Origin of the sequence: Planococcus salinarum (assembly GCF_007004625.1) — a bacterium.
GTDB lineage: Bacteria > Bacillota > Bacilli > Bacillales_A > Planococcaceae > Planococcus > Planococcus salinarum.
Genome location: NZ_VIFV01000003.1, coordinates 36673 through 61370, shown reverse-complemented (window position 1 = coordinate 61370; position 24698 = coordinate 36673). Strand labels below are relative to the sequence as shown.

General features: G+C 45.6%; 25 protein-coding genes. 9 read left to right on the top strand and 16 right to left on the bottom strand.

Annotation, left to right across the window (positions count from 1 at the left end; translation table 11 throughout):
• Positions 1–53: 53 nt before the first annotated feature.
• The 3 genes from pyc to DIJ65_RS04015 all read right to left on the bottom strand — a co-directional run bounded on the left by pyc (position 54) and on the right by DIJ65_RS04015 (position 5022).
• Positions 54–3494 (bottom strand): pyruvate carboxylase, encoded by a 3441-nt coding sequence (pyc, locus tag DIJ65_RS04025; protein WP_117301491.1) that lies wholly within the window; start codon positions 3492–3494, stop codon positions 54–56.
• 15 nt (positions 3495–3509) lie between these two features.
• Positions 3510–4676, bottom strand: coding sequence for an FtsW/RodA/SpoVE family cell cycle protein (locus tag DIJ65_RS04020; RefSeq protein WP_117301492.1), 1167 nt, complete (start codon positions 4674–4676; stop codon positions 3510–3512).
• Between the two features lie 64 nt (positions 4677–4740).
• The gene (locus DIJ65_RS04015) at positions 4741–5022 is read right to left on the bottom strand and encodes an Fpa/YlaN family protein (protein ID WP_117301494.1); all 282 of its coding nucleotides are present in this window, start codon (positions 5020–5022) and stop codon (positions 4741–4743) included.
• A gap of 168 nt (positions 5023–5190) precedes the next feature.
• Between DIJ65_RS04015 and DIJ65_RS04010 the strand changes: the two genes are divergently transcribed.
• From DIJ65_RS04010 to DIJ65_RS04000, 3 genes are read left to right on the top strand one after another with little or no spacing between them, the layout of a single operon-like run.
• Positions 5191–5697 (top strand): peptidyl-prolyl cis-trans isomerase, encoded by a 507-nt coding sequence (locus DIJ65_RS04010; protein WP_117301496.1) that lies wholly within the window; start codon positions 5191–5193, stop codon positions 5695–5697.
• A 12-nt stretch (positions 5698–5709) separates the two neighbouring features.
• Positions 5710–5913 (top strand): YlaI family protein, encoded by a 204-nt coding sequence (locus tag DIJ65_RS04005; RefSeq protein WP_117301497.1) that lies wholly within the window; start codon positions 5710–5712, stop codon positions 5911–5913.
• The gene (locus DIJ65_RS04000; protein ID WP_117301499.1) at positions 5913–6362 is read left to right on the top strand and encodes a hypothetical protein; all 450 of its coding nucleotides are present in this window, start codon (positions 5913–5915) and stop codon (positions 6360–6362) included. Before DIJ65_RS04005 ends, DIJ65_RS04000 begins: the two co-directional genes overlap by 1 nt.
• 113 nt (positions 6363–6475) lie before the next feature.
• On the opposite strand, the gene DIJ65_RS03995 is transcribed toward DIJ65_RS04000, so the two are convergent.
• On the bottom strand, positions 6476–6805 hold the full coding sequence (locus DIJ65_RS03995) for a YlaH-like family protein (RefSeq protein ID WP_117301500.1): 330 nt from the start codon (positions 6803–6805) through the stop codon (positions 6476–6478).
• A 23-nt stretch (positions 6806–6828) separates the two neighbouring features.
• Positions 6829–8676, bottom strand: a complete 1848-nt coding sequence (typA, locus tag DIJ65_RS03990; RefSeq protein WP_117301502.1) for a translational GTPase TypA — start codon at positions 8674–8676, stop codon at positions 6829–6831.
• 109 nt (positions 8677–8785) lie between these two features.
• Here typA and DIJ65_RS03985 point away from each other — a divergent pair, with 109 nt between their 5' ends.
• Positions 8786–8971: a YlaF family protein gene (locus DIJ65_RS03985; protein ID WP_117301504.1), complete on the top strand. Its 186-nt coding sequence runs from the start codon at positions 8786–8788 to the stop codon at positions 8969–8971.
• A gap of 230 nt (positions 8972–9201) precedes the next feature.
• Here the strand turns inward: DIJ65_RS03985 and DIJ65_RS03980 are convergent, their stop codons facing one another.
• Both DIJ65_RS03980 and DIJ65_RS03975 read right to left on the bottom strand, forming a co-directional pair.
• On the bottom strand, positions 9202–9993 hold the full coding sequence (locus DIJ65_RS03980; protein ID WP_117301506.1) for an inositol monophosphatase family protein: 792 nt from the start codon (positions 9991–9993) through the stop codon (positions 9202–9204).
• Positions 9994–10081: 88 nt separating this feature from the next.
• The gene (locus DIJ65_RS03975; protein ID WP_117301508.1) at positions 10082–10276 is read right to left on the bottom strand and encodes a hypothetical protein; all 195 of its coding nucleotides are present in this window, start codon (positions 10274–10276) and stop codon (positions 10082–10084) included.
• A 160-nt stretch (positions 10277–10436) separates the two neighbouring features.
• Here DIJ65_RS03975 and DIJ65_RS03970 point away from each other — a divergent pair, with 160 nt between their 5' ends.
• The gene (locus DIJ65_RS03970; protein WP_117301509.1) at positions 10437–11054 is read left to right on the top strand and encodes a YktB family protein; all 618 of its coding nucleotides are present in this window, start codon (positions 10437–10439) and stop codon (positions 11052–11054) included.
• Between the two features lie 64 nt (positions 11055–11118).
• Here the strand turns inward: DIJ65_RS03970 and DIJ65_RS03965 are convergent, their stop codons facing one another.
• Together DIJ65_RS03965 and DIJ65_RS03960 are read right to left on the bottom strand one after the other, a co-directional pair.
• The gene (locus DIJ65_RS03965; RefSeq protein WP_117301511.1) at positions 11119–11394 is read right to left on the bottom strand and encodes a UPF0223 family protein; all 276 of its coding nucleotides are present in this window, start codon (positions 11392–11394) and stop codon (positions 11119–11121) included.
• 14 nt (positions 11395–11408) lie between these two features.
• A complete protein-coding gene (locus DIJ65_RS03960; RefSeq protein ID WP_117301512.1) occupies positions 11409–12374 on the bottom strand; it encodes an NAD(P)H-dependent flavin oxidoreductase in 966 nt (321 codons plus the stop codon).
• A gap of 134 nt (positions 12375–12508) precedes the next feature.
• On the opposite strand from DIJ65_RS03960, the gene DIJ65_RS03955 reads away from it, so the two are divergent.
• Positions 12509–13978, top strand: a complete 1470-nt coding sequence (locus DIJ65_RS03955; protein ID WP_071151786.1) for an aminotransferase class I/II-fold pyridoxal phosphate-dependent enzyme — start codon at positions 12509–12511, stop codon at positions 13976–13978.
• 42 nt (positions 13979–14020) lie between these two features.
• Here DIJ65_RS03955 and DIJ65_RS03950 read toward each other — a convergent pair whose 3' ends face one another.
• The 6 genes from DIJ65_RS03950 to DIJ65_RS03925 form a co-directional block, all read right to left on the bottom strand.
• Complete coding sequence (locus DIJ65_RS03950; RefSeq protein ID WP_117301514.1) at positions 14021–14896, bottom strand: polysaccharide deacetylase family protein; 876 nt, start codon at positions 14894–14896, stop codon at positions 14021–14023.
• Between the two features lie 130 nt (positions 14897–15026).
• Positions 15027–16436: a dihydrolipoyl dehydrogenase gene (lpdA, locus tag DIJ65_RS03945; RefSeq protein ID WP_117301515.1), complete on the bottom strand. Its 1410-nt coding sequence runs from the start codon at positions 16434–16436 to the stop codon at positions 15027–15029.
• Between the two features lie 4 nt (positions 16437–16440).
• Positions 16441–17856: a dihydrolipoamide acetyltransferase family protein gene (locus DIJ65_RS03940; RefSeq protein WP_117301589.1), complete on the bottom strand. Its 1416-nt coding sequence runs from the start codon at positions 17854–17856 to the stop codon at positions 16441–16443.
• Between the two features lie 27 nt (positions 17857–17883).
• Positions 17884–18861 carry an alpha-ketoacid dehydrogenase subunit beta gene (locus tag DIJ65_RS03935; RefSeq protein WP_117301517.1) on the bottom strand — a complete coding sequence of 326 codons (978 nt, stop codon included), beginning with the start codon at positions 18859–18861 and terminating at the stop codon, positions 17884–17886.
• A gap of 3 nt (positions 18862–18864) precedes the next feature.
• Positions 18865–19977: a pyruvate dehydrogenase (acetyl-transferring) E1 component subunit alpha gene (pdhA, locus tag DIJ65_RS03930; RefSeq protein ID WP_117301518.1), complete on the bottom strand. Its 1113-nt coding sequence runs from the start codon at positions 19975–19977 to the stop codon at positions 18865–18867.
• 254 nt (positions 19978–20231) lie between these two features.
• A complete protein-coding gene (locus DIJ65_RS03925; protein ID WP_117301520.1) occupies positions 20232–20876 on the bottom strand; it encodes a YkyA family protein in 645 nt (214 codons plus the stop codon).
• 147 nt (positions 20877–21023) lie between these two features.
• Between DIJ65_RS03925 and def the strand changes: the two genes are divergently transcribed.
• Positions 21024–21590: a peptide deformylase gene (gene def, locus DIJ65_RS03920; RefSeq protein WP_117301522.1), complete on the top strand. Its 567-nt coding sequence runs from the start codon at positions 21024–21026 to the stop codon at positions 21588–21590.
• Between the two features lie 102 nt (positions 21591–21692).
• Here the strand turns inward: def and DIJ65_RS03915 are convergent, their stop codons facing one another.
• Positions 21693–22463 (bottom strand): Cof-type HAD-IIB family hydrolase, encoded by a 771-nt coding sequence (locus DIJ65_RS03915; protein WP_117301523.1) that lies wholly within the window; start codon positions 22461–22463, stop codon positions 21693–21695.
• A 287-nt stretch (positions 22464–22750) separates the two neighbouring features.
• On the opposite strand from DIJ65_RS03915, the gene DIJ65_RS03910 reads away from it, so the two are divergent.
• On the top strand, positions 22751–22963 hold the full coding sequence (locus DIJ65_RS03910) for a DNA-dependent RNA polymerase subunit epsilon (RefSeq protein WP_117301525.1): 213 nt from the start codon (positions 22751–22753) through the stop codon (positions 22961–22963).
• 2 nt (positions 22964–22965) lie between these two features.
• A complete protein-coding gene (gene rnjA, locus DIJ65_RS03905) occupies positions 22966–24633 on the top strand; it encodes a ribonuclease J1 (protein WP_117301527.1) in 1668 nt (555 codons plus the stop codon).
• The last annotated feature ends 65 nt before the right edge of the window (positions 24634–24698 follow it).

The window sequence follows — 24698 nt, the reverse complement described above, 5'->3', positions numbered from 1 at the left end:
CATAGCCAAAAATAAAAAAGACAGCGGCGCTTAAAATGCGCCGCTGTCTTTTTTTAAATTTTTTCCATTTCAATCAACAAGTCTCCCGTTGAAATGCCATCTGCTGCATTGACATGGATCTCCGTGATCGTACCATCAAAAGGAGCCTGTACCGTTGTTTCCATCTTCATGGCTTCGGTGACCAGAAGGTGGTCTCCACGTTTCACTTTCGCCCCTTTTTCAGCAACGACTTTCAAAACCGTTCCCGGCATCGTGGCCGCAATGTGGCTTTCCTGTGTAGGGTCTGCCTTGGGTTTTACCGCGCTGTCGGTTTCAACTGTCTTATCCAGTATACTGACTTCGCGGGGTTGGCCGTTCAATTCAAAGTAAATGGAGCGTGTTCCGTCTTTTTGCGGTTCTCCAATGGAAACCAATTTGATGATTAATGTTTTCCCTTTTTGGATTTCCACTTCAATTTCTTCACCCAGTCTTAATCCGTAAAGGAAAGTCAAGGTATCCAGAACCGAAACATCGCCGAATGTTTTATTCGTCAGCGTATACTCATCAAACACCTTTGGATACAGCGCATAAGCGAGAACTTCGTGGCTTGTTACCGGCCGGTCGAGTTTTCCGTATAGCACTTTGCTGATTTCTTCAAAGTCGACCGGTTCCAGCAATTCACCGGGACGCACCGTAATCGGTTTGCGCTCTTTTAATACCACTTTCTGCAGTTCTTTCGGGAAACCGCCATGAGGCTGACCGATATAGCCTTCAAAGAATTCTATGACAGATTCCGGGAAGTCTATCGTTTCCCCGCGCGTGATGACCGTTTTTTCGTCCAGATCATTCTGCACCATGAACAGAGCCATATCCCCCACCACTTTTGATGAAGGCGTCACTTTTACAACATCGCCGAAAAGCATATTGACACGTGAATACATTTCTTTTACTTCTTCCCAGCGCATTCCCAGTCCGACCGCTTTGGCCTGCTGCTGCAAATTGCTGTATTGGCCGCCAGGCATTTCGTGCACATAGATTTCGGAATGCGGGCTGTTCATGCCGCTTTCAAAATCGCCGTAGTACTTGCGGACATCTTCCCAATAATGGGACAGCTTTTCAGAAGCCTGAATATCCATCCGGACTTCGCGCCCGCTGCCGTTCATCGCATAATAGAGGGAGTTTGAACTTGGCTGCGAGGTAAGTCCCGCCATCGTCCCCAGGGCCGTATCAACTATATCAACCCCGGCCTGAATGGCTTTGGAGTACATATAAATCCCGTTGCCACTCGTATCATGTGTATGAAGGTGAATCGGCAACGATACCGTATCCTTCAGTTCCGAAACCAGACGGTAAGCCGCTTCCGGTTTCAACAGGCCGGCCATATCTTTGATGGCAAGAATATGGGCGCCTGACGCCTCCAATTCCTTCGCCATGTCTTTATAATATTGAACCGTGTATTTATCCCGGCTCGGATCAAGAATGTCACCGGTGTAGCAGATTGCCGCTTCCGCAATTTTCCCGCTTTGCCTTACTTCATCGATTGCGACTTCCATCCCTTTGATCCAGTTGAGACTGTCAAAGATGCGGAAAACATCGATTCCCGCTTCTCCTGATTTCCTTACAAAATCACGGATGACATTATCGGGGTAGTTTTTGTAACCAACTGCGTTTGCTCCCCGGAAAAGCATCTGGAACAGGATGTTCGGCATCCGCTCCCGTAATTTTATCAAACGCTGCCAAGGATCTTCTTTCAGGAAACGGTAAGAGACATCAAAGGTCGCGCCTCCCCACATCTCCATTGAGAAAAGATCGTTCTGCAAATGGGCAGTTTCTTTCGCGACAGCAAACATATCAAACGAACGGAGCCGTGTTGCCAATAAGGATTGGTGTGCATCACGGAATGTCGTATCCGTCAACAAGACATCTTCCTGCTCATGGATCCATGCTGCAAGACCATCTGCGCCTCTTTCATCGAAGATTTGTTTTGTGCCCGGAGGCAACGTGGCAGTCAAGTCGATTTCAGGTTTTCTAGGTGCCGCATGAATCGGTTTCTTGCTTTTTTCAATTCCAGGGAATCCGTTTACCGTCACATTACCGATATAACTCAAAAGCTTTGTTCCACGATCCTGGCGCACCGGGAAGAGGAAAAGTTCCGGTGTTGAATCGATGAAGCTTGTGTCAAATTCCCCTTTAATGAAACTTGGGTGTTTTACAACATTTTCCAAAAAAGGAATGTTAGTCTTTATTCCTCTGATTCGGAATTCCTGCAAATTCCGGTCCATCTTGCCTGCAGCTTCTTTAAAAGTCAAAGCCCAGGTTGATAGTTTTACCAACAAAGAATCGTAATATGGCGAAATGACTGCGCCCTGGTATGCATTGCCCGTATCAAGTCGAACACCAAAACCTCCACCCGAGCGGTAAACCATCAGCCTGCCGGCATCCGGCATGAAATCATTGACCGGATCTTCAGTCGTTACACGGGACTGGATTGCATAACCGAATAACGGAATCTTATCCTGCGAAGGTATGCCGATAACATCTCCGTGAAGCTCATTGCCGCGCGCGATATGAATCTGTGAGTGCACAATGTCGATTCCTGTAATCATTTCCGTAATCGTGTGCTCAACTTGAATACGTGGATTTACTTCTATAAAGAAGAATTCGTCGTTTGAGACAAGAAATTCCACGGTTCCGGCATTTATGTAATCTATATTCTTCATGAGTTTAACTGCCGCATCACAAATTTCGTTGCGCAATTCATTGCTGATTGAATTTGACGGGGCAATTTCCACCACTTTTTGATGACGGCGCTGAATTGAACAGTCGCGTTCATATAAATGGACGATGTTTCCTGCAGTGTCCCCAAGAATCTGGACTTCTATATGTTTCGGCTTTTCCACGAATTTTTCGACGTACATTTCGTCTGAGCCAAAAGCAGCCTTGGCTTCGGATTTTGCCCTTTCATAAGCTGAGGCAAGCTCTCCCTGATTGCGGACGATGCGCATGCCGCGTCCTCCGCCACCCAAAGACGCCTTGATCATCAGAGGAAAACCGGCTGTTCTGCTGAATTCTTCCACTTCTTCCAGTGATGCAACGGGGCCGTCGGTACCTGGAATAACCGGGATTCCGGCAGCAACCGCCTGTGAACGCGCTTTCACTTTATCGCCGAACATATCCAGATGTGCCGAAGTCGGTCCGATAAACACAATTCCTTCTTCCTCACACCGGCGTGCGAAATGGACATTCTCCGATAAAAATCCGTAACCCGGATGAATGGCGTCCGCTTCTGTATCTTTTGCAATCCGAATGATATCTTCAATATCAAGGTAAGCATCAATCGGCTTTTTCCCTTTTCCTACTAAATATGATTCATCCGCTTTATAGCGATGATAAGAACCACTGTCTTCTTGTGAATAGATTGCAACTGTCGGAATTTTCAGTTCTGTACAGGCGCGAAAAACCCTGATAGCGATTTCTCCGCGGTTTGCCACTAAAATTTTGCTAACTTTTTTCACAATGCAGCACACCCTTTATTTTTTTGTTTTTTCATATTTGTGGAACATGGAGACATTCATTAATACTCCCATAGCTAACGATAACAAAATTACGGAAGTTCCGCCATAACTTATAAACGGCAAAGTGACACCGGTCAGCGGGATTAGCCCTGTCAACCCTCCCAGGTTAACAAAAGATTGGATCCCAATCATACTCGCTATGCCGGCAGACAGCATACGTGCCAGCGGGTCTGTCGTAGTCATCGCGATGTTCAGGCCGCGAAGAACAATGAATGCCAAACCGCCTATTACGAACAATACGCCAAAAACACCAAGCTCTTCCGCAATTACTGACATGATGAAATCGGTGTGCGGTTCCGGCAGGTAGCCCAGTTTCTGCACCGACTGGCCAAGCCCCAATCCGCTGAGTCCGCCGGAGCCGATTGCCAGATAACCATTGACTATCTGCATGCCGAAACCGAGTTCGTCAGTAAAAGGATTAAAGAATGCATCCAACCGGCCCAGTCGTTTTTCGGTAAAGATTGATTCCTGCGCAAACAAAAATACAACGGAAACAGCCAGGCCTGTGGCAGCAATAATAATTCCAGCAAGCTTCATGTATGACTTGAATCGGATGCCGCTTGCGGCAATCACACTTAATCCAACCGCGCCAATGATTGCCATTGATCCAAGATCCGGTTCCAAAAATACCAGGCCCAGCACTAATGTTAAGATTGCAACGGGAAAAATGACCGATTCATTCAATTTATTTATTGTACCGTTGTTGTATTTATTGGTGAAGGCACCAGCCAAGTACAAAATGATCCCCACTTTGGCAACTTCTGAAGGCTGGATGCTGGCGAACCCCAGGTTAATCCAGCTTTGAGCTCCGCCTGCTGCGTAGCCGATGATATGCACCAAAATCAGACCGGTAAAAATAACTGCCAGAATAAGCTTCAGCATTATTTTTCTTTTAAAGTGCTTGTAGGGAAAAATGGCCGCAGCAACAAAAACCGGCAGAGCCAGCAGCAAGTTCAATCTCTGCTTTGAAAAGAAGTGGTCGTGCTCATACCCATAATAATTGACCGACCAGGCTATGCTCGAACTGTAAATCATGACGAGGCCAAATAAAGCTAAAGCGATATACGTAAATAATAAGGGGTAGTCAAAATTTGCGGCATATCTTTTTAAGTACTGTTTCATTGTTTGTATACCTCTTTTAATATGTATTAGTAAAAAAACTCAAACAGGTTCGTTTGAGTTTGCCTTATTTATTCGTGTACGCTTCATGGAGCATCGATAATTTCTTCTCCAGCGTATCCATTAAGTTTTTACCGTCCTGCTTTTCGATAAGCCCGAGTTTGACAGCAAAATCGATTTCACGTGACAGTCCGAACATTTGTGTATCGAGGACCTCTTCATATAATGGGCAGGATGGCAAAGTCAGATTGTCCATTTGCACCTTTATCAATTGTTCTATTTTATGTGCATCAGCTTTAAGGAGATCCAAGGCTTTATGCTGATACGTTTGTTCTTCTGTATGTTCCATGAGGACGCCCCCATTTACTGATATTTCTACTCTTCAACCTGTTTAAAGTGTATCTTTTAAAGAATGAAATTGCAAGCCTCCTCTTTCCGCGGAAGCAAACACTTTAGGAACTTGACAAAGACAGGTATACTGAAAGAAGAGCGATAATCAAGATGGAGGGTTTTACTAATGGAATACATCATTCAATTCAAAGGCAACGTCAAATTTAAAATCACTCTGGATCCGACAGTCTGGATTTTCGATGACCGAAAACTGGATCTTGCGAAATATTTCACTGATAAACACATTGACCGGGACGAACTGGAAGAATATAAACGCGGCATGGGTGAACATTGGTCGCGCGAAATTATGGAAGGCGCAACAGTGCCTCCGACTTTGAATTCCGAAAAGAAATACAAGAAACAGGAAAAGCAGGAGATGCTTACCGGCACCTTCGGTATTCTGTTCAAACCTTTCATCGAAAACGCAGAACCGTTTGAAACTGCACAAACCGTCATTTTTGAAACAGCAGACGGAGAGCACGGTTTCCCACTCGAGGCATCCAAGGAATTGGTGCTTAAGTTCAGCCATGAAGGCAAACCGCTCCGTGAAGATGGCCCTGTGCACGTGCTTCTGGCTGACGGAAGCAATCTTGAAAATCCGATAACCAATGTAACAGGCATTCGGGTAGAATAGGAGTGAAGCACCATGCGTGTTAAATGTGTTATTTGCGACACTATCGAAGAATTAGTGGATGATACTCTTGCAGCAAAACGGCTCAGAAACCGGCCGATCCACACACATATGTGCAAGACCTGCCACCAGCGGATCGAGAAACGTACGAAAGAACGGCTGGCTACCGGTAAATTCCATTTCTACCGCAGTTCACGCAAGATTGAGGAAGACTTTTGATGAAGTTTCTGAAGGGTGTGTGGATTGGATTTTGGAGTGGCCTGATTTTGGGCTTATTATTTAAATGGATTCAATCTGTGACGGGCGTGAATGTCTATCTGCTGCTGTTGAACGTCGACTTTATCCCGGTCATTGGAGATATTGACTGGTCGGAAATGACAGAATTCTTATTCCATACAGCGGTCTCTGTCGTCATTGGCGTCGTCTACGTCTACCTTGCCAAACGCCGTCCCTACACTTTCGGGCAGTTGACCGTTCTCAGCCTGATTCTTTGTTCACCCACTTATTTTCTCTATTTCATATTGTCATCTATGGCAGTCACGGAACAGGTTCCCGGGCTGACCGACTGGGAGGCCATCACCTATTGGGTATTCGGCAACCTGGCATATTCATTGCTGCTGCCAATCCTCTATAAAATATTTGAACGCAAAAACGCAGTGCCTCAATAGGGCACTGCATTTTTTCTTGTTTAAAAATTAAGGGCCTATCATTTCACAGCAAGCGATAGCTTCGGAAAAATCAATGTTGCCGAAGTCTTTCGAAAGGCAAAAAACGCTGCACCTCAATGAGATGCAGCGTTTTCGCGTTTTTCGCGCCATAAGCGGATTTTATAGAGAATCAGGATAAGCGCGGCAATGACCAGCCCTTCGACAACCGGCAGGAAGAAGGCCAGAAAAGTCAGCCCCAATCCACCGACTGCCAAAAACAGGCCGATTACAATATTTTTTCCGAGCGGCAGCTTTTTAGCAAACCCCAGTTTGTAAACAAGGGCCGATAAAAGAAGGATTACACCGAATAAGGCAAAGCCGGCAATTTCAAAGCTCGGCAAATTCTGATATAGAACCCTGGCTACCGGATACATATTGTCATAGACAAACGATTGATCGTCCACGGCTTATACATCCTTCCATTCTTTTATTCTTCGATGGCAACTTTTTTCTTTTTCGCCATACGCTCACGTTCGTTTTTATCAAGAATCTTCTTGCGCAGACGGATTGTCTGCGGTGTGATTTCGCAATACTCATCGTCGTTCAAGTATTCAAGCGCTTCTTCAAGGCTCATCAGACGTGCTTTTTTCATTGTAGTCGTTTGGTCTTTGTTGGCAGAACGGATGTTTGTCGCAGCTTTGATCTTAACGATGTTTACTGTCAAGTCGCTGTCGCGGTTATGTTCACCGACAATCATGCCTTCGTAGATTTCAGCGCCGACTTCAACAAATGCCGTTCCGCGGTCTTCGATGCCCATCAGGCCGTAAGTTGAAACTTTACCGCGCTCCATGGATACCAATACACCCTGGCGACGTCCGCCAACGCGCCCGGAAGCGACCGGCTGGTAGCTGTCGAATGTGTGATTGATAATTCCGTAGCCACGAGTCTGTGTCAAAAATTCAGTTGTATAGCCGATCAAGCCGCGAGCCGGTACGTTAAATACCAAACGGACCTGTCCGCTTCCGTTATTGATCATATCAAGCATTTCGCCTTTGCGTTCACCCAAAGATTCGATGATTGCGCCAGTATATTCTTCAGGCACATCCACTTGCACACGCTCAACAGGTTCGCAGCGAACTCCGTCAACCATACGTACAATAACTTCCGGTTTAGATACTTGAATTTCAAATCCTTCACGGCGCATGTTCTCGATCAGGATCGACAAATGCAATTCGCCGCGTCCTGAAACAACCCATGCATCAGGTGAATCTGTTGGATCCACACGAAGTGAAACATCCGTTTCCAATTGCGCATCCAGACGTTCCTGAATTTTTCTTGACGTGATGAATTTCCCTTCTTTACCCGCAAACGGGCTGTTGTTGACAAGGAATGTCATCTGAAGAGTCGGTTCATCAATGCGAAGAATCGGCAATGCTTCCTGATGGTCCTGAGGACATACAGTTTCTCCGACGTTGATATCTTCCATACCAGATACAGCAATCAGATCGCCAGCTTCTGCTTTTTGGATCTCAATCCGTTTAAGACCCATGAAACCATGGATTTTCGTTACACGGAAATTCTTAACTGATCCATCAAGCTTCATCAGTGCGACAGATTGTCCGACTTCGATTGTGCCACGGAATACGCGGCCAATCCCGATACGTCCAACGTAGTCGTTGTAATCAAGAAGTGCTACCTGGAATTGAAGCGGCTCGTCTCTGTTATCAATTGGCGCAGGTACATTTTCAAGAATTGAATCATAAAGAACCTGCATAGTCTCTTCCTGATCAGCAGGATCAGGTGAAAGGCTTGCGGTACCATTCATAGCTGATGCGAAAATAACCGGGAATTCCAATTGGTCGTCGTTCGCTTCAAGTTCGATGAACAATTCGATTACTTCATCAACCACTTCTTCCGGACGCGCGAAGTCACGGTCAATTTTGTTTACTACTACAATTGGCTTCAAGTTTTGCTCAAGAGCTTTTTTCAATACAAAGCGTGTTTGTGGCATACAGCCCTCATACGCGTCCACTACCAAAAGGACACCATCAACCATTTTCATGATACGTTCCACTTCTCCACCGAAATCGGCGTGTCCAGGTGTATCCAAAATGTTGATTTTGGCATCTTTATATTGAATCGCAGTATTCTTTGCAAGAATTGTGATTCCACGTTCTCTCTCGATATCGTTTGAGTCCATAGCTCGTTCATCCATATGTTCATTTGAACGGAAAATTCCTGATTGTTGCAACAGCTGATCCACAAGCGTCGTTTTACCATGGTCAACGTGGGCAATAATAGCAATGTTTCTTAGATCGTTTCGTAAGTTAGTCATATTTTCACTCCAATATTCTTTTTTCATGCCTATAACTGTGCTAGTATATCACATACAGGGAGAAAACCCTAAGATTTTATTTCAGCACCTAGTTTCAGGAGGAAAATAGATGAAAAATGTAAAATGGATTTTCGTTCTCTACTCGTTAGCCGCCTTGTTGGCCATGGCTGGCATCGGTCTTGCAGTTGCATTCCGCAGCATTCCAATGGTCTTCCTGGCAATCGTTTTGCTTGGTGTCATCATGATGTTCGGCTTCAAGAAAAAACAGGCGATGATTGAAGCCGGATCATTGTAATGACTTCTTCGGGATTGTCACGGCAAATGCAGGAGCTTTATTTTGTCACTATAGAAGGTCAACTAATTTTATAGTGCGCCCTTCCGTAATAATAATTCCGAAGACATTTGCCGACGCCTGCGGGGTTGAGCCTTTGCGTCGAAGCGTTCTGTAAAGTATGGCTCTTTTGTTCAAGTGATACAGTTTCATAATTTTCAACAAAAAAAAGGATGCGGCTTCGCATCCTTTTTTTATTTTTGTTGAATGTATTTTTCTAGTATCCGGGAATGGATAGAAGGATTTGCCGCAATGAATGTATCCTGCTTCATAAGATTTGCCGGCTCCCCTCTGATGTTGGTGGCTACCGCACCAACTTCCCTGGCTATGACCATCCCCCCTGCGATATCCCAGGGAGAGAGCCTCATCGAAATATACGCGTCTATGCGACCACTTGCGAGATATGCCAGTTCAAGGGCTGCCGATCCATAGGACCTGATGCCGCGGACATCCTGGATCAACTGCAACGTACCATTATGGTCAAAGTACCGGTTCGGCACAGCCCATGTGGCGTTCATTGCAATGATCGATTCCTCTATAACCGTGTCGGACAGCCGGCACAGCTTTTCATCATTATAATAAGCGCCTCCGCCAAGCACACCGTGGTACAGATCATCATTAACCACATCATATATGTATCCGAGCTTGCCGATTCCTTCATCGTAAATTCCGAGTGATATTGCAAAGTTGCGTTTCTGGTGAACGAAATTCATTGTTCCATCAATCGGATCGAGCAGCCAGATTACACCTTTTTGATCCCGGATTTCATCTCCGAATCCTTCCTCACCGAAAATACGGTGTTCGGGGAAATCACGGTTGATGCGGGAAATGAAAAATTGTTCTATTTCTTTATCGATGTTCGTTACGAGATCATTGACATTCGATTTTGATTCTATTGAAATATCCGATAGGAAAGAGTTGCGAATTCTATGCCCTGCTTCCTTGATGATTGATTTGATATATCTGTCCATTTCGTGCAAATCCATAAAAAGCTTCCTCCTCTGTTTACAACAGTATAACGTCAAAAGCCACCTGCTGTCATACTTCAGCAGGTGGCCTTATGAATGAAATGGATTAAAGCGCATGAAGAGCCTCCAGTTCCACGTGTATTTCCTGAAGCCGTTTTTTGCTTTTCTTAATTTCCCGGACATTTTCTTGCTGCATGGCTTCAAATAGGGAAGCAAGCTCGTAATCTAGTTCCAGCTTCAATACGTGGATGTATTCTTTTTCGACATCTGCTTTGCGGATTATTTGGATCATCTGCTTCATTTTTAGCACCCCTTCCCTTTTAGATTCCAATAATTCCGAAAAATTAATGTTGTTACCAAACTTTACCCGATTGCCTGTAAACAGAAACGTCTTTCTATAATTTTTTGGCAAAGTCCTGTAAAGTAATTTTATGAGCCAGTTGAAGGAGGAAACAGAATTCATGTCTTATTGGAACGAAAAACATTTCAAGGTGTTTGAAACACCCGGCCTCGAAGCCAGAATGTCAGCGCTTATCGAAAAGGTGCGTCCAAAATTCGAGGAACTCGGTACACAGTATTCAGCTTATTTTTCCGGTAAAACAGGGGAAGAATACCATCCCCATGTGGCCAAGCATATGCGCCGCACTGTTAACCCGCCCAATGACAGTTGGGTAGCTTTTGCGCCACACAAGCGTGGGTACAAAGCTGTACCCCATTTCCAGATCGGCCTGTGGGAGAGCCACGTGTTCATCATTTTGGCCGTCATCTATGAAGCTAGCGGGAAATCCGCGATGGCGGAGCGTCTGTTGCATTCCGAAACCATCAGTAAACTCCCCCGCGACATGGTCGTATCTGGAGACCATATGAAACCGGAAGCTTCCACTTTGAAGGATCTGGGTGAAAAAGGCGTCGAGCAGCTTCTGCAGCGCCTGCGCGACGTAAAAAAAGGCGAATTCGTCATCGGCCGCCATCTGCAGCGTGACGAAGCCGACAATTTGAGCAAAAGCCAATTCGACGAACTGGTCGAAAAGACGTTTGACGAATTGCTGCCCGTTTACAACGAAATGCTGAATAAGTGATTCGACTAATACTGTATGACCAAATAAACCCGCAGCGGAAAACTCCGTTGCGGGTTTCAGCGTTCTATTTGTTTATTTTGATCACTGAATTGGCACCGGCTGCTTTCATTTCCCTGATAACCGGAAAACTGGCGTAGCCGCTTTCTGCTTCAAACTCCCTGAAGTATGTTTTCTCTTCAGACATTGCCGGTACGACGTTTTTGAAATTCTCGTACCTTGTCATCATTTCCTCGCGTCTGATTCCCGTTTCATAGGCCATTTCAATGCCTTCGAAAAAAGTTACCACGTCGATAATTTCCTCTGTGCTCCAATCAAGCGAAAATGGATATGAATAGTCCATTCTAATTCCTCCTTCTATTCAAAAGAACCCCATCTGCGGCGGATCCCATCAGCTTCTTCCACCATTCTGTCGAACAACTCCTTCACAGAAGGAACGTCACGAATCATGCCTGTGACTTGTCCGGCCCATCCGAACCCCTGGTCATTGCGGCCGGCATAGATGAAACGTTTATTGGCTTCACCGCTTATATAATCCTTCAGCGATTCATATGTCGGAGTTTCGTGTTCAATTTCCAGGATCTTATCGGTCCAGCTGTTTTTGAGGGTCCTTGCAGGCGCCCCGATGCTTCTTTTAATAATGACTGTATCATTTTCGGAGCTGTTGACCAAAGCGGTTTTGTAAGCTTCTGATGCGTGAACGCATTCTTTCGTCGCAATAAAGCGGGTGCCCATTTCAATTCCTTCGGCTCCGAGCGCCAATGCCGCCATCAAACCACGGCCATCGCCTATCCCGCCTGACGCTATAACCGGAATTTTCACTGCATCCACCACCTGCGGAATCAGCACCATCGTCCCGATATCGTCCCGCCCGAGATGGCCCCCGCCTTCGTGGCCCACTACCATAACGGCATCTGCACCCAGCATTTCCGCTTTCAATGCCTGTTTGCGGGCCGCCACGAGCACCAGCTTCCGGATGGCCGTTCCTTCCAGCTGTTTAAAGATAGGCGTTGGGTTGCCTCCGGTCATGGAGACAACCGGCACCTCTTCCTCAATCGCGACTTCGAGCATATGGGAAAATTGCCTGCCATGTTCCCCAATCGCGAAATTGACCCCGAATGGTTTGTCGGTCAGACTTCTCACTTTACGGATTTCCTCTCTCAATTGTTCGGGTGAAGCAAGGCTCATGGCCGTAATCTGTCCCAGGCCGCCGGCGTTTGAAACAGCTGCCGCTAATTCGGCATACGCAAGATATGCCAGCCCCCCTTGTATGATCGGCAACTCGATACCCAGTAATTCAGTAATGCGTGTGGAAAATTGCATATTGCCACTCCTTTCTATCTGCATATCCTGTATTCGATGAAGATATGCATAATCCTTTTATTTTTATAGAATAGCTTGCATCAACATGCTATAATTCTTTTTGTTTTCATTTTTAAAAGTGAGGTGGTAATCAATTGTCACAATTAGAAACTCCATTATTCGATGCTTTACTGAAGCACCGTAATCGGCACCCAATACAATTCCATATTCCCGGCCATAAAAAAGGTCATGGCGTCGATCCCGCATTCCGGGAATTTGTCGGCGATAACATACTTTCCATAGATTTGATCAATATTGCACCACTGGATGACCTGCACTCGCCTAAAGGTGCGATAAAAAAAGCGCAGGAATTGGCTGCGGAGGCATTCGGTGCTGACCATACATTCTTCTCCGTTCAAGGTACGAGCGGCGCAATCATGACGATGATCCTCAGTGTCGTCGGGCCTAACGATAAAATTCTGGTTCCCCGAAACGTCCATAAGTCGATCATGTCAGCCATCGTCTTTGCAGGAGCGGTTCCTATTTTCATCCACCCGGAGGTCGATCCGGAACTCGGGATATCACACGGAATATCAGCGGAAGCCGTAGAAAAGGCTTTGATCGAATACCCGGATGCCAAAGCAGTGCTTGTTATCAACCCAACCTATTTCGGGGTTGCTGCAGACCTTAAGCGCATTGTTGAAATTGCCCATGAACGCCAGATTCCGGTTCTTGTGGATGAAGCGCATGGTGTCCATATTCATTTCCATAAAAGCCTGCCGGTGTCCGCAATGGCGGCCGGGGCCGATATGGCGGCTACCTCCGTTCACAAGCTCGGCGGGTCCATGACCCAAAGCTCAGTGCTGAATGTCCGTGAAGGGTTGGTGTCGGCAAAGCGCGTGCAATCGACTTTATCCATGTTGACGACGACTTCCACCTCTTATCCTATTCTGGCTTCTTTGGATACAGCCAGAAGGCAATTGGCAATCAATGGAGCCGATCTGATCGACCGGACAATCCGGCTGGCAAATGATGCACGCAAGCGGATCAATAAAATCCCCCATCTGCATTGTGTCGGCAGAGAGTTGCTGAAAACATCCGCAACATTTGATCTGGATCCGACCAAGTTGCTGATCAGCGTTAAAAATCTTGGCATCACCGGACACCAGGCTGAAGAATGGCTGCGCGAAAATGCCAATATCGAGATTGAGCTTTCGGATCTTTACAACATTCTTTGTCTTGTTACCATCGGAGATTCACGCAAAGAATTGAATCTGCTGGTGAATGCACTTCAGCGAATGAGCGAAGCTTATGACAATGAGGCCGCAGTTGTGGAGCCCATCGTCCTGTTGCCGGACATTCCGCGTCTGGCCATGACGCCCCGTGATGCGTTTTACGCCAGCACGGAAGTGGTCAAAATCGACGAAGCTGTGGGACGGATTTCCGCCGAATTCATCATGGTGTATCCTCCTGGCATCCCGATATTCATTCCCGGCGAGATTATCACACAGGAAAACATCGAATACATCCATATGAATGTTGAAGCGGGATTGCCCGTCCAGGGGCCTGAAGATGATACGTTGAAATTGCTGCGCGTCATTAAAGAGCAACTGGCAATTCGTTAAAAAAATCCGGAAACGTGGTATCCCCACGCTTTCCGGATTTTTTTATTGAACACCTTCGATGTCGTTCGGGTCGATAAAATCGTAGCCTTTATCGCTCAAGCCCTGCACAATTGCCGGCAAAGCTTCGGCCGTCCATTCGCGGTCATGCATAAGAAGGTTAGCCCCGTCACGCAGCAATTCTGTATTCACCATGATATCAGCCAAAGCGGTTGCATCCATGTACTGCTTTTCCCAGTCATAGCCATACGTCCAGTTCATGAGCACCATATCTTCCTCTTCAACCAGTGCTTTGGTGAAGTCAGTGTTTATACCAAAAGGTGCACGGAAAAATTCCGGACGTTCTCCTGTAATTTCCTCAACCAGATTGCTCAATGAAAGGATTTCTTCCCGTTGCTGTTCTTCAGGAATAGTTTTTAAATTCGAATGTGAATATGTATGATTGCCTATGGCAAATCCCATATCATGGATTTTCTTCAGGTTTTCTTTTTCTTCATCAGTATCCAAAAAGTGGCCATTCACAAAAAAGATCGCCGGCACACCCAATTCATTCAAGGTTTCTGCCATAGCCACACTCCGCTTGTCAGGGGCATCATCAATGGTCATTAAAACTGCCTGAGCATTGGCATCAGCAATCGGCTCCACTGCAGCATTTGCAGGATTCAAGCGGTAAAGAGGCTCCGCACTTACAGCTTCTTCCGGCTGCTCTGCGGATTCTTCCGCTTCTTCTTCATCCGTTTTTTCTTCTGTTGATTCTTCTGCGTTCTCTTCTGTCGGTTGTTCTGTCGTTTCTCCGGCAGTTTCAGCAGCTGCTTCTTCTGTATCTTCTTTTTCAGGTGCAGCCGAGTTGCCATCGCCGCTTGAACAAGCGGTCAATAGAGCCAATCCTGCTGCCATTAAAATCCATTTTGAGTGTGTCATCTGTAGTATCACCTTAGCCCTTTCGCACATAATATTACCACATTTCTACAACTGTTATCAAAGTAAATCTGCAGAAAAAACTCCTCTCCAGAAAAAATTCCCTGGAGAGGAGCCTAGATTTTGTTACATATTATTTTACGACGTGGATTGGAGTGCCAAGAGCAACTTCAGCAGCTTCCATGGAAATTTCAGCCAAAGTCGGGTGAGCGTGAATCGTCATCGCGATATCTTCCACTGTCATTCCCGCTTCAATGGCCAATCCAAGTTCGGCGATCATATCAGAAGCGCCGACACCCACGATTTGAGCCCCAAGCAATAGACCATCTGATTTACGCGACACCAATTTCACAAAACCATCAGTTGCGTTTAATGAAAGAGCGCGGCCGTTTGCAGCGAATGGGAATTTCGCAGCCCCAGCTTCAAAACCTTCTTCTTTTGCCTGCTCTTCAGACAATCCGACGCTTGCAAGTTCCGGATCTGTAAAGCAAACAGCTGGAATAGCGAGGTAATCGACTTCAGACTTCTCGCCTGCAATCGCTTCTGCAGCAACTTTACCTTCATAGGATGCTTTATGCGCCAATTGAAGGCCTGCTACCACATCGCCGATTGCGTAAATGTTGGAGATGCTTGTGCGGCATTGTTTGTCGACTTCGATAAGTCCGCGTTCGCCCATTTTAAGGTTAAGTTCTTCAAGGCCCATTTCGTCCGTATTCGGACGGCGACCAACAGTTACCAGTACATAGTCGGCTTCAAGAGTTTTTTCTTCTCCGCCTGCCTCGTAAGTTACAGTTGCGCCTGTGTCTGTTTCTTCAACGCCTTTAGCAGAAGCCTTCGTGATGACTTCGACTCCTTTTTTCTTCAATCCTTTTTTAACGATGGCTGTCATCTGTTTCTCGAATCCTGCAAGAATATCAGGTGCGCCTTCAAGGATTGTTACTTCAGAACCCATATTTGCAAATGCAGTTCCAAGCTCCGTACCGATGTAACCGCCGCCGATAACGACAAGCTTTTTCGGAAGTTCTGTAAGTGCCAAAGCTCCAGTTGAATTGATCACGCGCTTCGTAAATTTAAAAGTTGGAATTTCCACAGGACGTGATCCTGTAGCGATAATTGCATTTTTAAATTTATAAGTTTGTGAAGACTTATCATCCATCACTTTTACTGTATTTTCATCTACAAAATAAGCTTCGCCGCGGACAATCTCGACTTTATTGCCTTTCAATAAAGACTCAACGCCGCCTGTCAATTTTTTAACAACGCCGTCTTTGAAAGCCTGGGCTTTTTCAAAGTTCAATGAAACTTCTTTGGCGACTACACCCATATCTTCGGAATGTTGCGCTTCTTCAAAACGATGGCCTACAGAAATCATCGCTTTCGAAGGGATACAGCCTACGTTCAGGCAGACTCCGCCGATATATTCCTTTTCAACGATTGTTACTTTTTGGCCAGTCTGCGCTGCACGGATTGCTGCAACGTATCCGCCAGGGCCTGAGCCGATGATGAGCGTGTCTGTTTCAATCGGAAAATCTCCTACTACCATAATTTTACGCCTCCATTAATAGTAATTCTGGTTCACTTAACAAACGTTTAATGTGATTTAATGCATGTTGTGCTGTCGCTCCATCGATCATTCGATGATCGAAGCTCAAAGACAATGCTAACACAGGAGCCGCGACAATTTCACCATTTTTTACTACCGGTTTTTCTGCGATGCGGCCAATTCCAAGAATCGCCACTTCAGGATGGTTGATAACTGGCGTGAACCATTGGCCACCTGCCGAGCCGATATTTGTGATCGAGCAGGATGCACCTTTCATTTCCGCTGCACTCAATTTGCCGTCACGGGCTTTTTTTGCAAGCGTATTGATCTCGTCGGAAATGGCAAATACCGATTTGCGGTCCGCGTTTTTAATGACAGGAACCATAAGACCTTTTTCTGTATCCGCAGCAATGCCGATATTGAAATAATGCTTCTGGATCACTTCGCTTGTTTCATCGTCGAATGACGTGTTGAGAGCCGGGAATTCGCGCAATGTGCTGACCAATGCTTTTACTACATATGGAAGATAAGTCAATTTGATTTCTTTTTCCGCAGCGATGTCCTTGAATTTTTTGCGGTGAGCAACCAATTCCGTTACATCCACTTCGTCCATCAACGCAACGTGCGGAGCTGTATGCTTGGAATGAACCATAGCTTTGGCAATCGCTTTGCGGATTCCGGACATTTTTTCGCGTGTTTCCGGGAATTCGCCTTCAGGAACTGCCGGAGTTTTTTCCGCTTTAGGTGCAGTTTCTTCTTTTTGTTCTGCTGCTTCTGCAGTAACTTCCTCTTTAACAGGTTCAGCAGATTTCTGATCGCCGCTCAGGAATGCCTCGACATCTTGTTTCATGATGCGGCCATTGTCGCCGGATCCTTTTACTTTTTTGATGTCAACTTCTTTGTCGCGCGCAAACTTGCGGACAGAAGGCATCGCAATGATGCGGGCATTCGGATCAGTTTCCCCTTCTTCTGCCTGCGGCTGTGCTCCTGCACCTGTATCACCTTCAGGCTGTTGCTCTTCAGCAGGCTGTTTTTCAACATCCTGGCCTGATTCTGCAGTGCCAGCCTGCACTTGCTCTTCTGTTTCTTCTGTTTCTTCTGTTTCTTCTGTTTCTTCTGTTTCTTTTGGCTCTTCTTTTTGTTCTTTCGCTTCAGGAGCCGCCTCTTCTCCTCCGTCTTCATCTGGAGAATCGATTCGAACCAGCACATCACCCACTACTGCCACAGTGCCTTCTTCCACTAGAACTTCTTCAATTGTTCCGGAAACTGGTGAAGGAATCTCAACGACTGCTTTGTCATTTTGAATTTCGACAAGCACATCATCTTCTTCAATCGTGTCTCCGGCTTTAACGAACCATTTTACAATTTCACCTTCGTGGATACCTTCTCCAATATCCGGCAAACGAAATTCATAAGCCATCAGTTTCACCCTTTCTTCTCTATCTATTTAAAAAGTAAGTACTTTTTTCGCTGTTTCTACTATATCCTTCGCGTTAGGAAGCCAAACTTCCTCTGCCTGTGAAAATGCAAATACAGTGTCTGGAGCTGTTACGCGAAGAACAGGCGCATCAAGGCTTAGAATTGCGCGATCTGTAATTTCTGCAACCACGCTCGCAGCAATCCCGGCTTGTTTTTGAGCTTCCTGAACAACCATTGCACGGCCAGTTTTTTCAACAGAAGCAATGATTGTTTCGATATCAAGCGGCTGCACAGTGCGTAAGTCGATTACTTCTACTGAGTAATCTTCTTTTTCAAGTTCTTCTGCCGCTTTCAGACTTTCTTGGACCATTGCACCGTAAGCGATGATCGTCAAATCTTTGCCTTCGCGTTTGATATCTGCTTTGCCAAGTGGAATTGTATACTCTTCTTCCGGGACTTCCTGACGGAATGAACGGTAAAGTTTCATATGCTCAAGGAAAATAACAGGGTCGTTATCGCGGATCGCTGAAATGAGCAACCCTTTTGCGTCGTATGGGTTTGATGGAATCACAACTTTCAAACCTGGTGAAGCTGCCATCAGCCCTTCAAGTGAATCGGCGTGCATTTCCGGTGTATGGACTCCGCCGCCAAATGGGGAACGGATTGTTACAGGTGCATGCTGGCTGCCGCCGCTGCGGTAGCGCATACGTGCCATTTGGCCACTGATTGAATCCATTACTTCGAAGACAAATCCGAAAAATTGGATTTCCGGTACCGGCCGGTATCCTTGCAAGGCCAAACCAATTGCCAGTCCGCCAATTCCGGATTCAGCTAAAGGTGTATCAAATACCCGGTCTTCACCGAATTCTTTTTGCAAACCTTCTGTTGCACGGAAAACACCGCCATTATTTCCTACGTCTTCACCGAAAACAAGAACGTTTTCATCATTTTTCAGCTCTGTTTTCAGAGCGTCAGTAATCGCTTGGATCATTGTCATTTGTGCCATGGCTTACTTCGACTCCTTTGCTTTATAAATATCCATCTGCTCTTTTATATTGAATGGCATCTCTTCATACATGATTCCGAGCAAATCGGTTACTTTCTGTTTTGGAGCTCCATCCGCTTTTTTGATCGCGGCCTTAATTTCTTCTTTAGCCTGATCCATCACTTCTGTTTCCTTCTCTTCACTCCAAAGGTCTTTGCCTTCAAGGTATTTACGGAAACGTACGAGGGGATCCTTCTTTTCCCATTCGCTGTCAATGTCCGAAGTACGGTAGCGCGTCGGATCATCACCGGCCATTGTATGAGGGCCGTAGCGATAACAGAATGTTTCTATTAATGTCGGTCCGTCGCCTTTGATCGCGCGTTCACGTGCATCACGCGTCACAGCGTAGACAGCAAGCGGATCCATTCCATCGACGAAGATTCCAGGAATTCCGGCAGCTACCGCTTTTTGCGCTATGGTTTTAGCCGCAGTCTGAACTTCCCGTGGTGTGGAGATTGCATACTGGTTGTTCTGTACGATGAAAATAGCAGGTGCACGGAACGAACCGGCAAAGTTGATACCTTCGTAGAAGTCCCCTTGCGATGAACCGCCTTCTCCTGTATATGTTATTGCCACTGCTTCTTTTTTACGTTTCTGCATGCCAAGCGCCACTCCGGTCGCCTGGATAAACTGGGCTCCGATAATGATTTGCGGAGGCAACACATTCAGCCCTTCTGGCATTTGGTTCCCCATGAAATGGCCACGAGAGAAAAGGAATGCCTGCTCAAGCGGCCAGCCATGCCAGATCAATTGCGGAACATCACGGTAACCCGGCAGGATGAAATCTTCTTTTTTCAATGCAAAATGAGAAGCGATCTGTGACGCTTCCTGTCCTGCAGTCGGTGCGTAGAAGCCAAGACGGCCCTGGCGGTTAAGGGAAATGGAACGCTGGTCCAGGATGCGTGTGTAAACCATCCGTCGCATCAATTCCTGCAAATCCTCATCTGACAGCTTCGGATCTGCCTCTTTGTTAACAATTTCGCCTTCTTCGTTTAAAACCTGAAACATTTCGAACTTTTCTTCGATTTCACTCAGTGTTTTTACTGGATCAAACTGCTGTGATTTTTTCGCAGCCATAAAAGCAACTCTCCTTTTTATCTGTATTAAGATTCTATACATTTTTTAGTAATACAAGCGCATATTCTTTTTCAGTATACGTCACTTGATATTGAGGGTCAATCATGGGGAACCTTTATGCAGCACGCATCCAAAAAACGTAGAATATTCCAAATCCGAGAAACTGTATCACAGTAAAACCGGAGCCTGTACTATATAACAGTTCGATATAAGCCTTCTTTTATAGCACAGAAAAAAAGCGGCCAATCGGCCGCTTACTCGTTGTCTGCATTCATTTTTTCAATGACATTATTTTTCATTTCATTGAACTGTTCGGTTTGTTCGTTGAAGGCTGTAACAGCATTTTGCACTTCTTTGTTTTTGTCATTTACCGCAACTGTTTTCTCCTGCAGCAATTGCAATTCCGTTTCTTCATTCAGAAGCATTTCGTAAAGCTCCTTTTGCTCGGCTGCAAGTTCTTCATATACGGCAGTGAATTGTTCATGAGCGTCAAAGCGTTCCTGCATTTTTGTCTTCAGGGCTGTCAGATCTTCTTTCAGATCCTCTTCTTCCGCTTCTTCAATTACAGTATCAATTTCCTGGAACTCTTCTTCTGCTGAATCCATGGAAGCTTTCTCAGTCTCCAGCAATTGGAGCCGCTCTTCCACTGAAGCGAGTGCTTCTTCAGCTTTCGTTCTGACGTCTTCCTGCTGTTCCTGGGTCAAAGCCATGATGGATTCGAACTTCTCCTGTTCAGTTGCTTCAAGTTCTTCCATCTTACTTTGTGTGTCACGATACTCTTTTTCTGCGTCAAATGTATCTTTCAGCACAGCGTCCAATTGTTCTTCAGTTGAAGGACCTGAACATGCGCTTAAAAGCAAGACACTTGATATTCCTGCCGTCAATATGTATTTTTTCAATCGAAACCCTCCTTATTGCATGATTTAACTATATTATGATGCTCAAAAAATTACAACTGCTATTATTAAGCAATTTTTCTTTTGCCGAATACCGGCATTGCGTTATACTGATAGGCATATGCAACACGATTGAAAGGATTGAGCCAATTGATTTTAATGAAAGATATCATACGGGAAGGACACCCTACCCTTCGCCAAAGAGCAGAAGAAGTCAAATTCCCTTTGTCCACTGAAGATAAAAAAACGGCCAAAGAATTGATGGAGTATGTTGTCAACAGCCAGAATGATGAAATGATTGAAAAATATGATCTTCGGCCCGGCGTCGGGATTGCCGCACCCCAGGTGAACATCCCGAAACGAATTTTTGCGATCCATTTCGATGAGCACTCAGGGGAAGATCTGAGCATCATCGCAATCAATCCGAAAATCGTAAGCCATTCAGTAGAAAAATCCTATCTGGCTTCCGGCGAAGGCTGTCTGTCAGTCGACCGTTCGGTTCCCGGATATGTTCCGCGCCACGCAAGAATCACTGTTAAGGCTTTTGACATAGAGGGTACGGAATACAAAATGCGGCTCAAGGGGCTGCCTGCCATTGCATTCCAGCATGAGCTCGATCATTTGAACGGCGTCATGTTCTTTGACCACATCAATCCCGATAACCCGTTCGCCGAAATCGACAATGCGGTTGCCGTTGCAAGAGAGACTGAAGAGTAACAGGAAAAGGCTGGCGGGATTTCCCGACAGCCTTTTTTGTATGCTACTGAAAGCACAACAAAGTCCTGAACGTAAATCGAATATTATGCTGCGGGCTGAATACTAAATAATGCCAAGATGGGCAAAGGCTTTTGCGAGACCGTCATCATCGACATGCGATGTAACATATGAAGCAACTTTTTTAGTTTCAGGATGTCCGTTTTCCATGGCGACACTATAGCCTGCAGCCTGCATCATCTGCAGGTCATTCAGTCCATCTCCGAAAGCAATTGTTTCTTCAACGGCATGGCCGGTGCTGGCAATCAGCCTTTCGATGCCGCTGGCCTTGGAGCCCCCTTTAGGAAGAATATCACACGATACGCGATGCCAGCGCACAAAGTCGAAGTCCCTGAAATTTTCATGATACTGTGCTTCTTCTTCTTTTGTGCAAAAAACCAAAGATTGATAAATATCATTATCCAGATGAAAATCCACTTCGGTATCGGGATGTGGAAATTTCAGGCTTTTTAAGCTCTCGTCAATGTCCGGGTGATAATCTATGGAAGAAATCATTTTTTTGCCATTCATGAAAACCAGCGGATGATCTCTCCTTTCAGCGAAATGAAAGACTTTCTCGAGCATTTCCGGATTAAGCGCCTCTGTATGGATCACTTTTTTATCGCGGACAATGTATTGTCCGTTAAATGAAATGAATGTCTGAATATCCAATTCATCCCGTAAATCTGTAAACATAAAAGGTGCACGCCCTGTTGCAATTGCCAGTTCGTGGCCATTTGCCCTCGCCTGCTGCAGTGCTTCAAAAGCTGAAACCGGCAATTCCTTTTTCGTGTTCAATAAAGTTCCATCAATATCCAATAACAATAGTTTTCCCATTCTATCCAGCTCCAATCCCTTGCCAGCTCTGTTTCGCCGGCTGTTTTGCCTCTTTACTTTTGTCAGAAAATACAGTATTATTTACATAAGGAGTGAGCAGCCATGCTGAAACGTTTAAAGAGAAAACTTCTCAGAAGGCTTAACGGTATTATGAACAAAAAGAAAATAGCATAGCTATTATAGTCCTTCTTCGCAAAATAAGAAGGGCTATTCTTTATTTTAAAACAGCGACGTGATAATATAAAGAAAGTGAATTTATTTTGAACGTGGAAAAAGGAGAGCAAACTATGATTTTTAAAGTCTATTACCAAGAAAACCGCAACGAGGTTCCTGTTCGTGAAAACACTCAGAGCCTTTATGTTGAAGCTTCATCCGAGCGTGAAGTTAGAACTCATCTGAAAGACCGCAATTACAACATTGAGCTTGTTCAATTGCTTGAAGGCAGCCACCTGGCACATGAACAGGCAGCCCAAAACTATGAAGTTGAGAGCATCGACTGAGTATGAAATTTGTAAAAAATGATCAAGTAGCTGTTTTCGCGCTCGGCGGACTCGGCGAAATTGGCAAGAACACTTACGGTGTCCAATTCCAGGATGAAATTATCCTGATTGATGCCGGCATCAAATTCCCGGAAGACGATTTGCTCGGAATCGATTATGTTATTCCGGATTACACATATTTAGTAAAAAATGCTGATAAGATCAAAGGCCTGTTTATTACACACGGCCATGAAGACCATATCGGCGGCGTTGCCTATCTATTAAAGAAAATCAATATCCCGGTTTATGCCGGCAAGCTCGCACTCGGGCTTTTGCGTAAAAAACTGGAAGAACATGGCCTTCTTCGCCAGACGAAATTGATTGAAATCGGTGAAGATGATGTTATCAAATTCCGGAAAACTTCTGTGAGTTTCTTCAGTGTCACCCACAGTATTCCCGATGCTTTCGGTATTGTTGTCAAAACACCACCGGGAAATATCGTACACACTGGCGATTTCAAGTTCGACTTTACTCCTGTCGGCGAGCCGGCCAATTTGTTCAAAATGGCCCAAATCGGCAGTGAAGGCGTTCTTTGCCTGCTGTCGGACAGCACGAATGCAGAAATCCCGAATTTCACCATGTCCGAACGTAAAGTCGGGGAAACACTTAAAGATATTATGCGCAAAGTCGACGGACGTCTCATATTCGCCACTTTCGCCTCCAATATCTATCGTCTGCAGCAAGTTACAGACGAAGCCGTAGCGCAGGGACGTAAAATTGCTGTTTTTGGACGCAGTATGGAAAATGCGATGACAATCGGCCGTGAACTTGGCTATATCAATGCACCTGAAGATGCATTTGTCGATACCCAAACCCTGAAACGCCTTCCCGCAAATGAAGCATTGATTCTTTGCACAGGCTCACAGGGTGAACCGATGGCTGCGTTATCGCGCATCGCCAACGGTACCCACCGTCAAATTCAGATTCAGCCGAATGACACAGTCGTCTTCTCTTCTTCTCCTATTCCGGGGAATACCTATAGTGTCAACCGTACTATCAACCTGCTGTTCCGTGCAGGAGCCGATGTCATCCATGGTTCCCTGAACAACATCCATACATCTGGACACGGCTCACAGGAAGAAAATAAGCTGATGCTCCGTTTGATCCAACCGAAATATTTCATGCCGATCCACGGTGAATACCGTATGCAGAAACAGCACGCTCAGCTTGCCATAGACTGCGACGTACCACCGGAAAACACATTCATCATGGAAAATGGTGACGTCCTGGCTTTGGGTGCTAATGAAGCATCGGTTGCCGGACGAATACCATCCGGTGATGTTTATATTGATGGAAGCGGCATCGGAGATATCGGCAATATTGTATTGCGCGACCGTCGCGTCCTTTCCGAAGACGGTTTGGTCATCGTAGTGGTCAGCGTTGATATGAAAAATAACAAAATGGTGTCAGGCCCGGATATCATCTCACGCGGTTTCGTTTATATGCGCGAGTCCGGCACAATGATTTATGAGGCGCAGCAGATGCTGAACCGCCACCTGAAAAAGAAAATTCATGGCAAAGATACTGATTGGCCTGAACTGAAGAATGATATTTCGGATGTTCTCGGACCTTATCTGTACGAAAAAACAAAACGCCGTCCAATGATCCTTCCGGTAATTATGGAAGTATAGAAAAGCGACAGTGCCCGGTTAGCTCTGTAAGGCAAGAGATGGACCAAATGTAATTTGGTCCATCT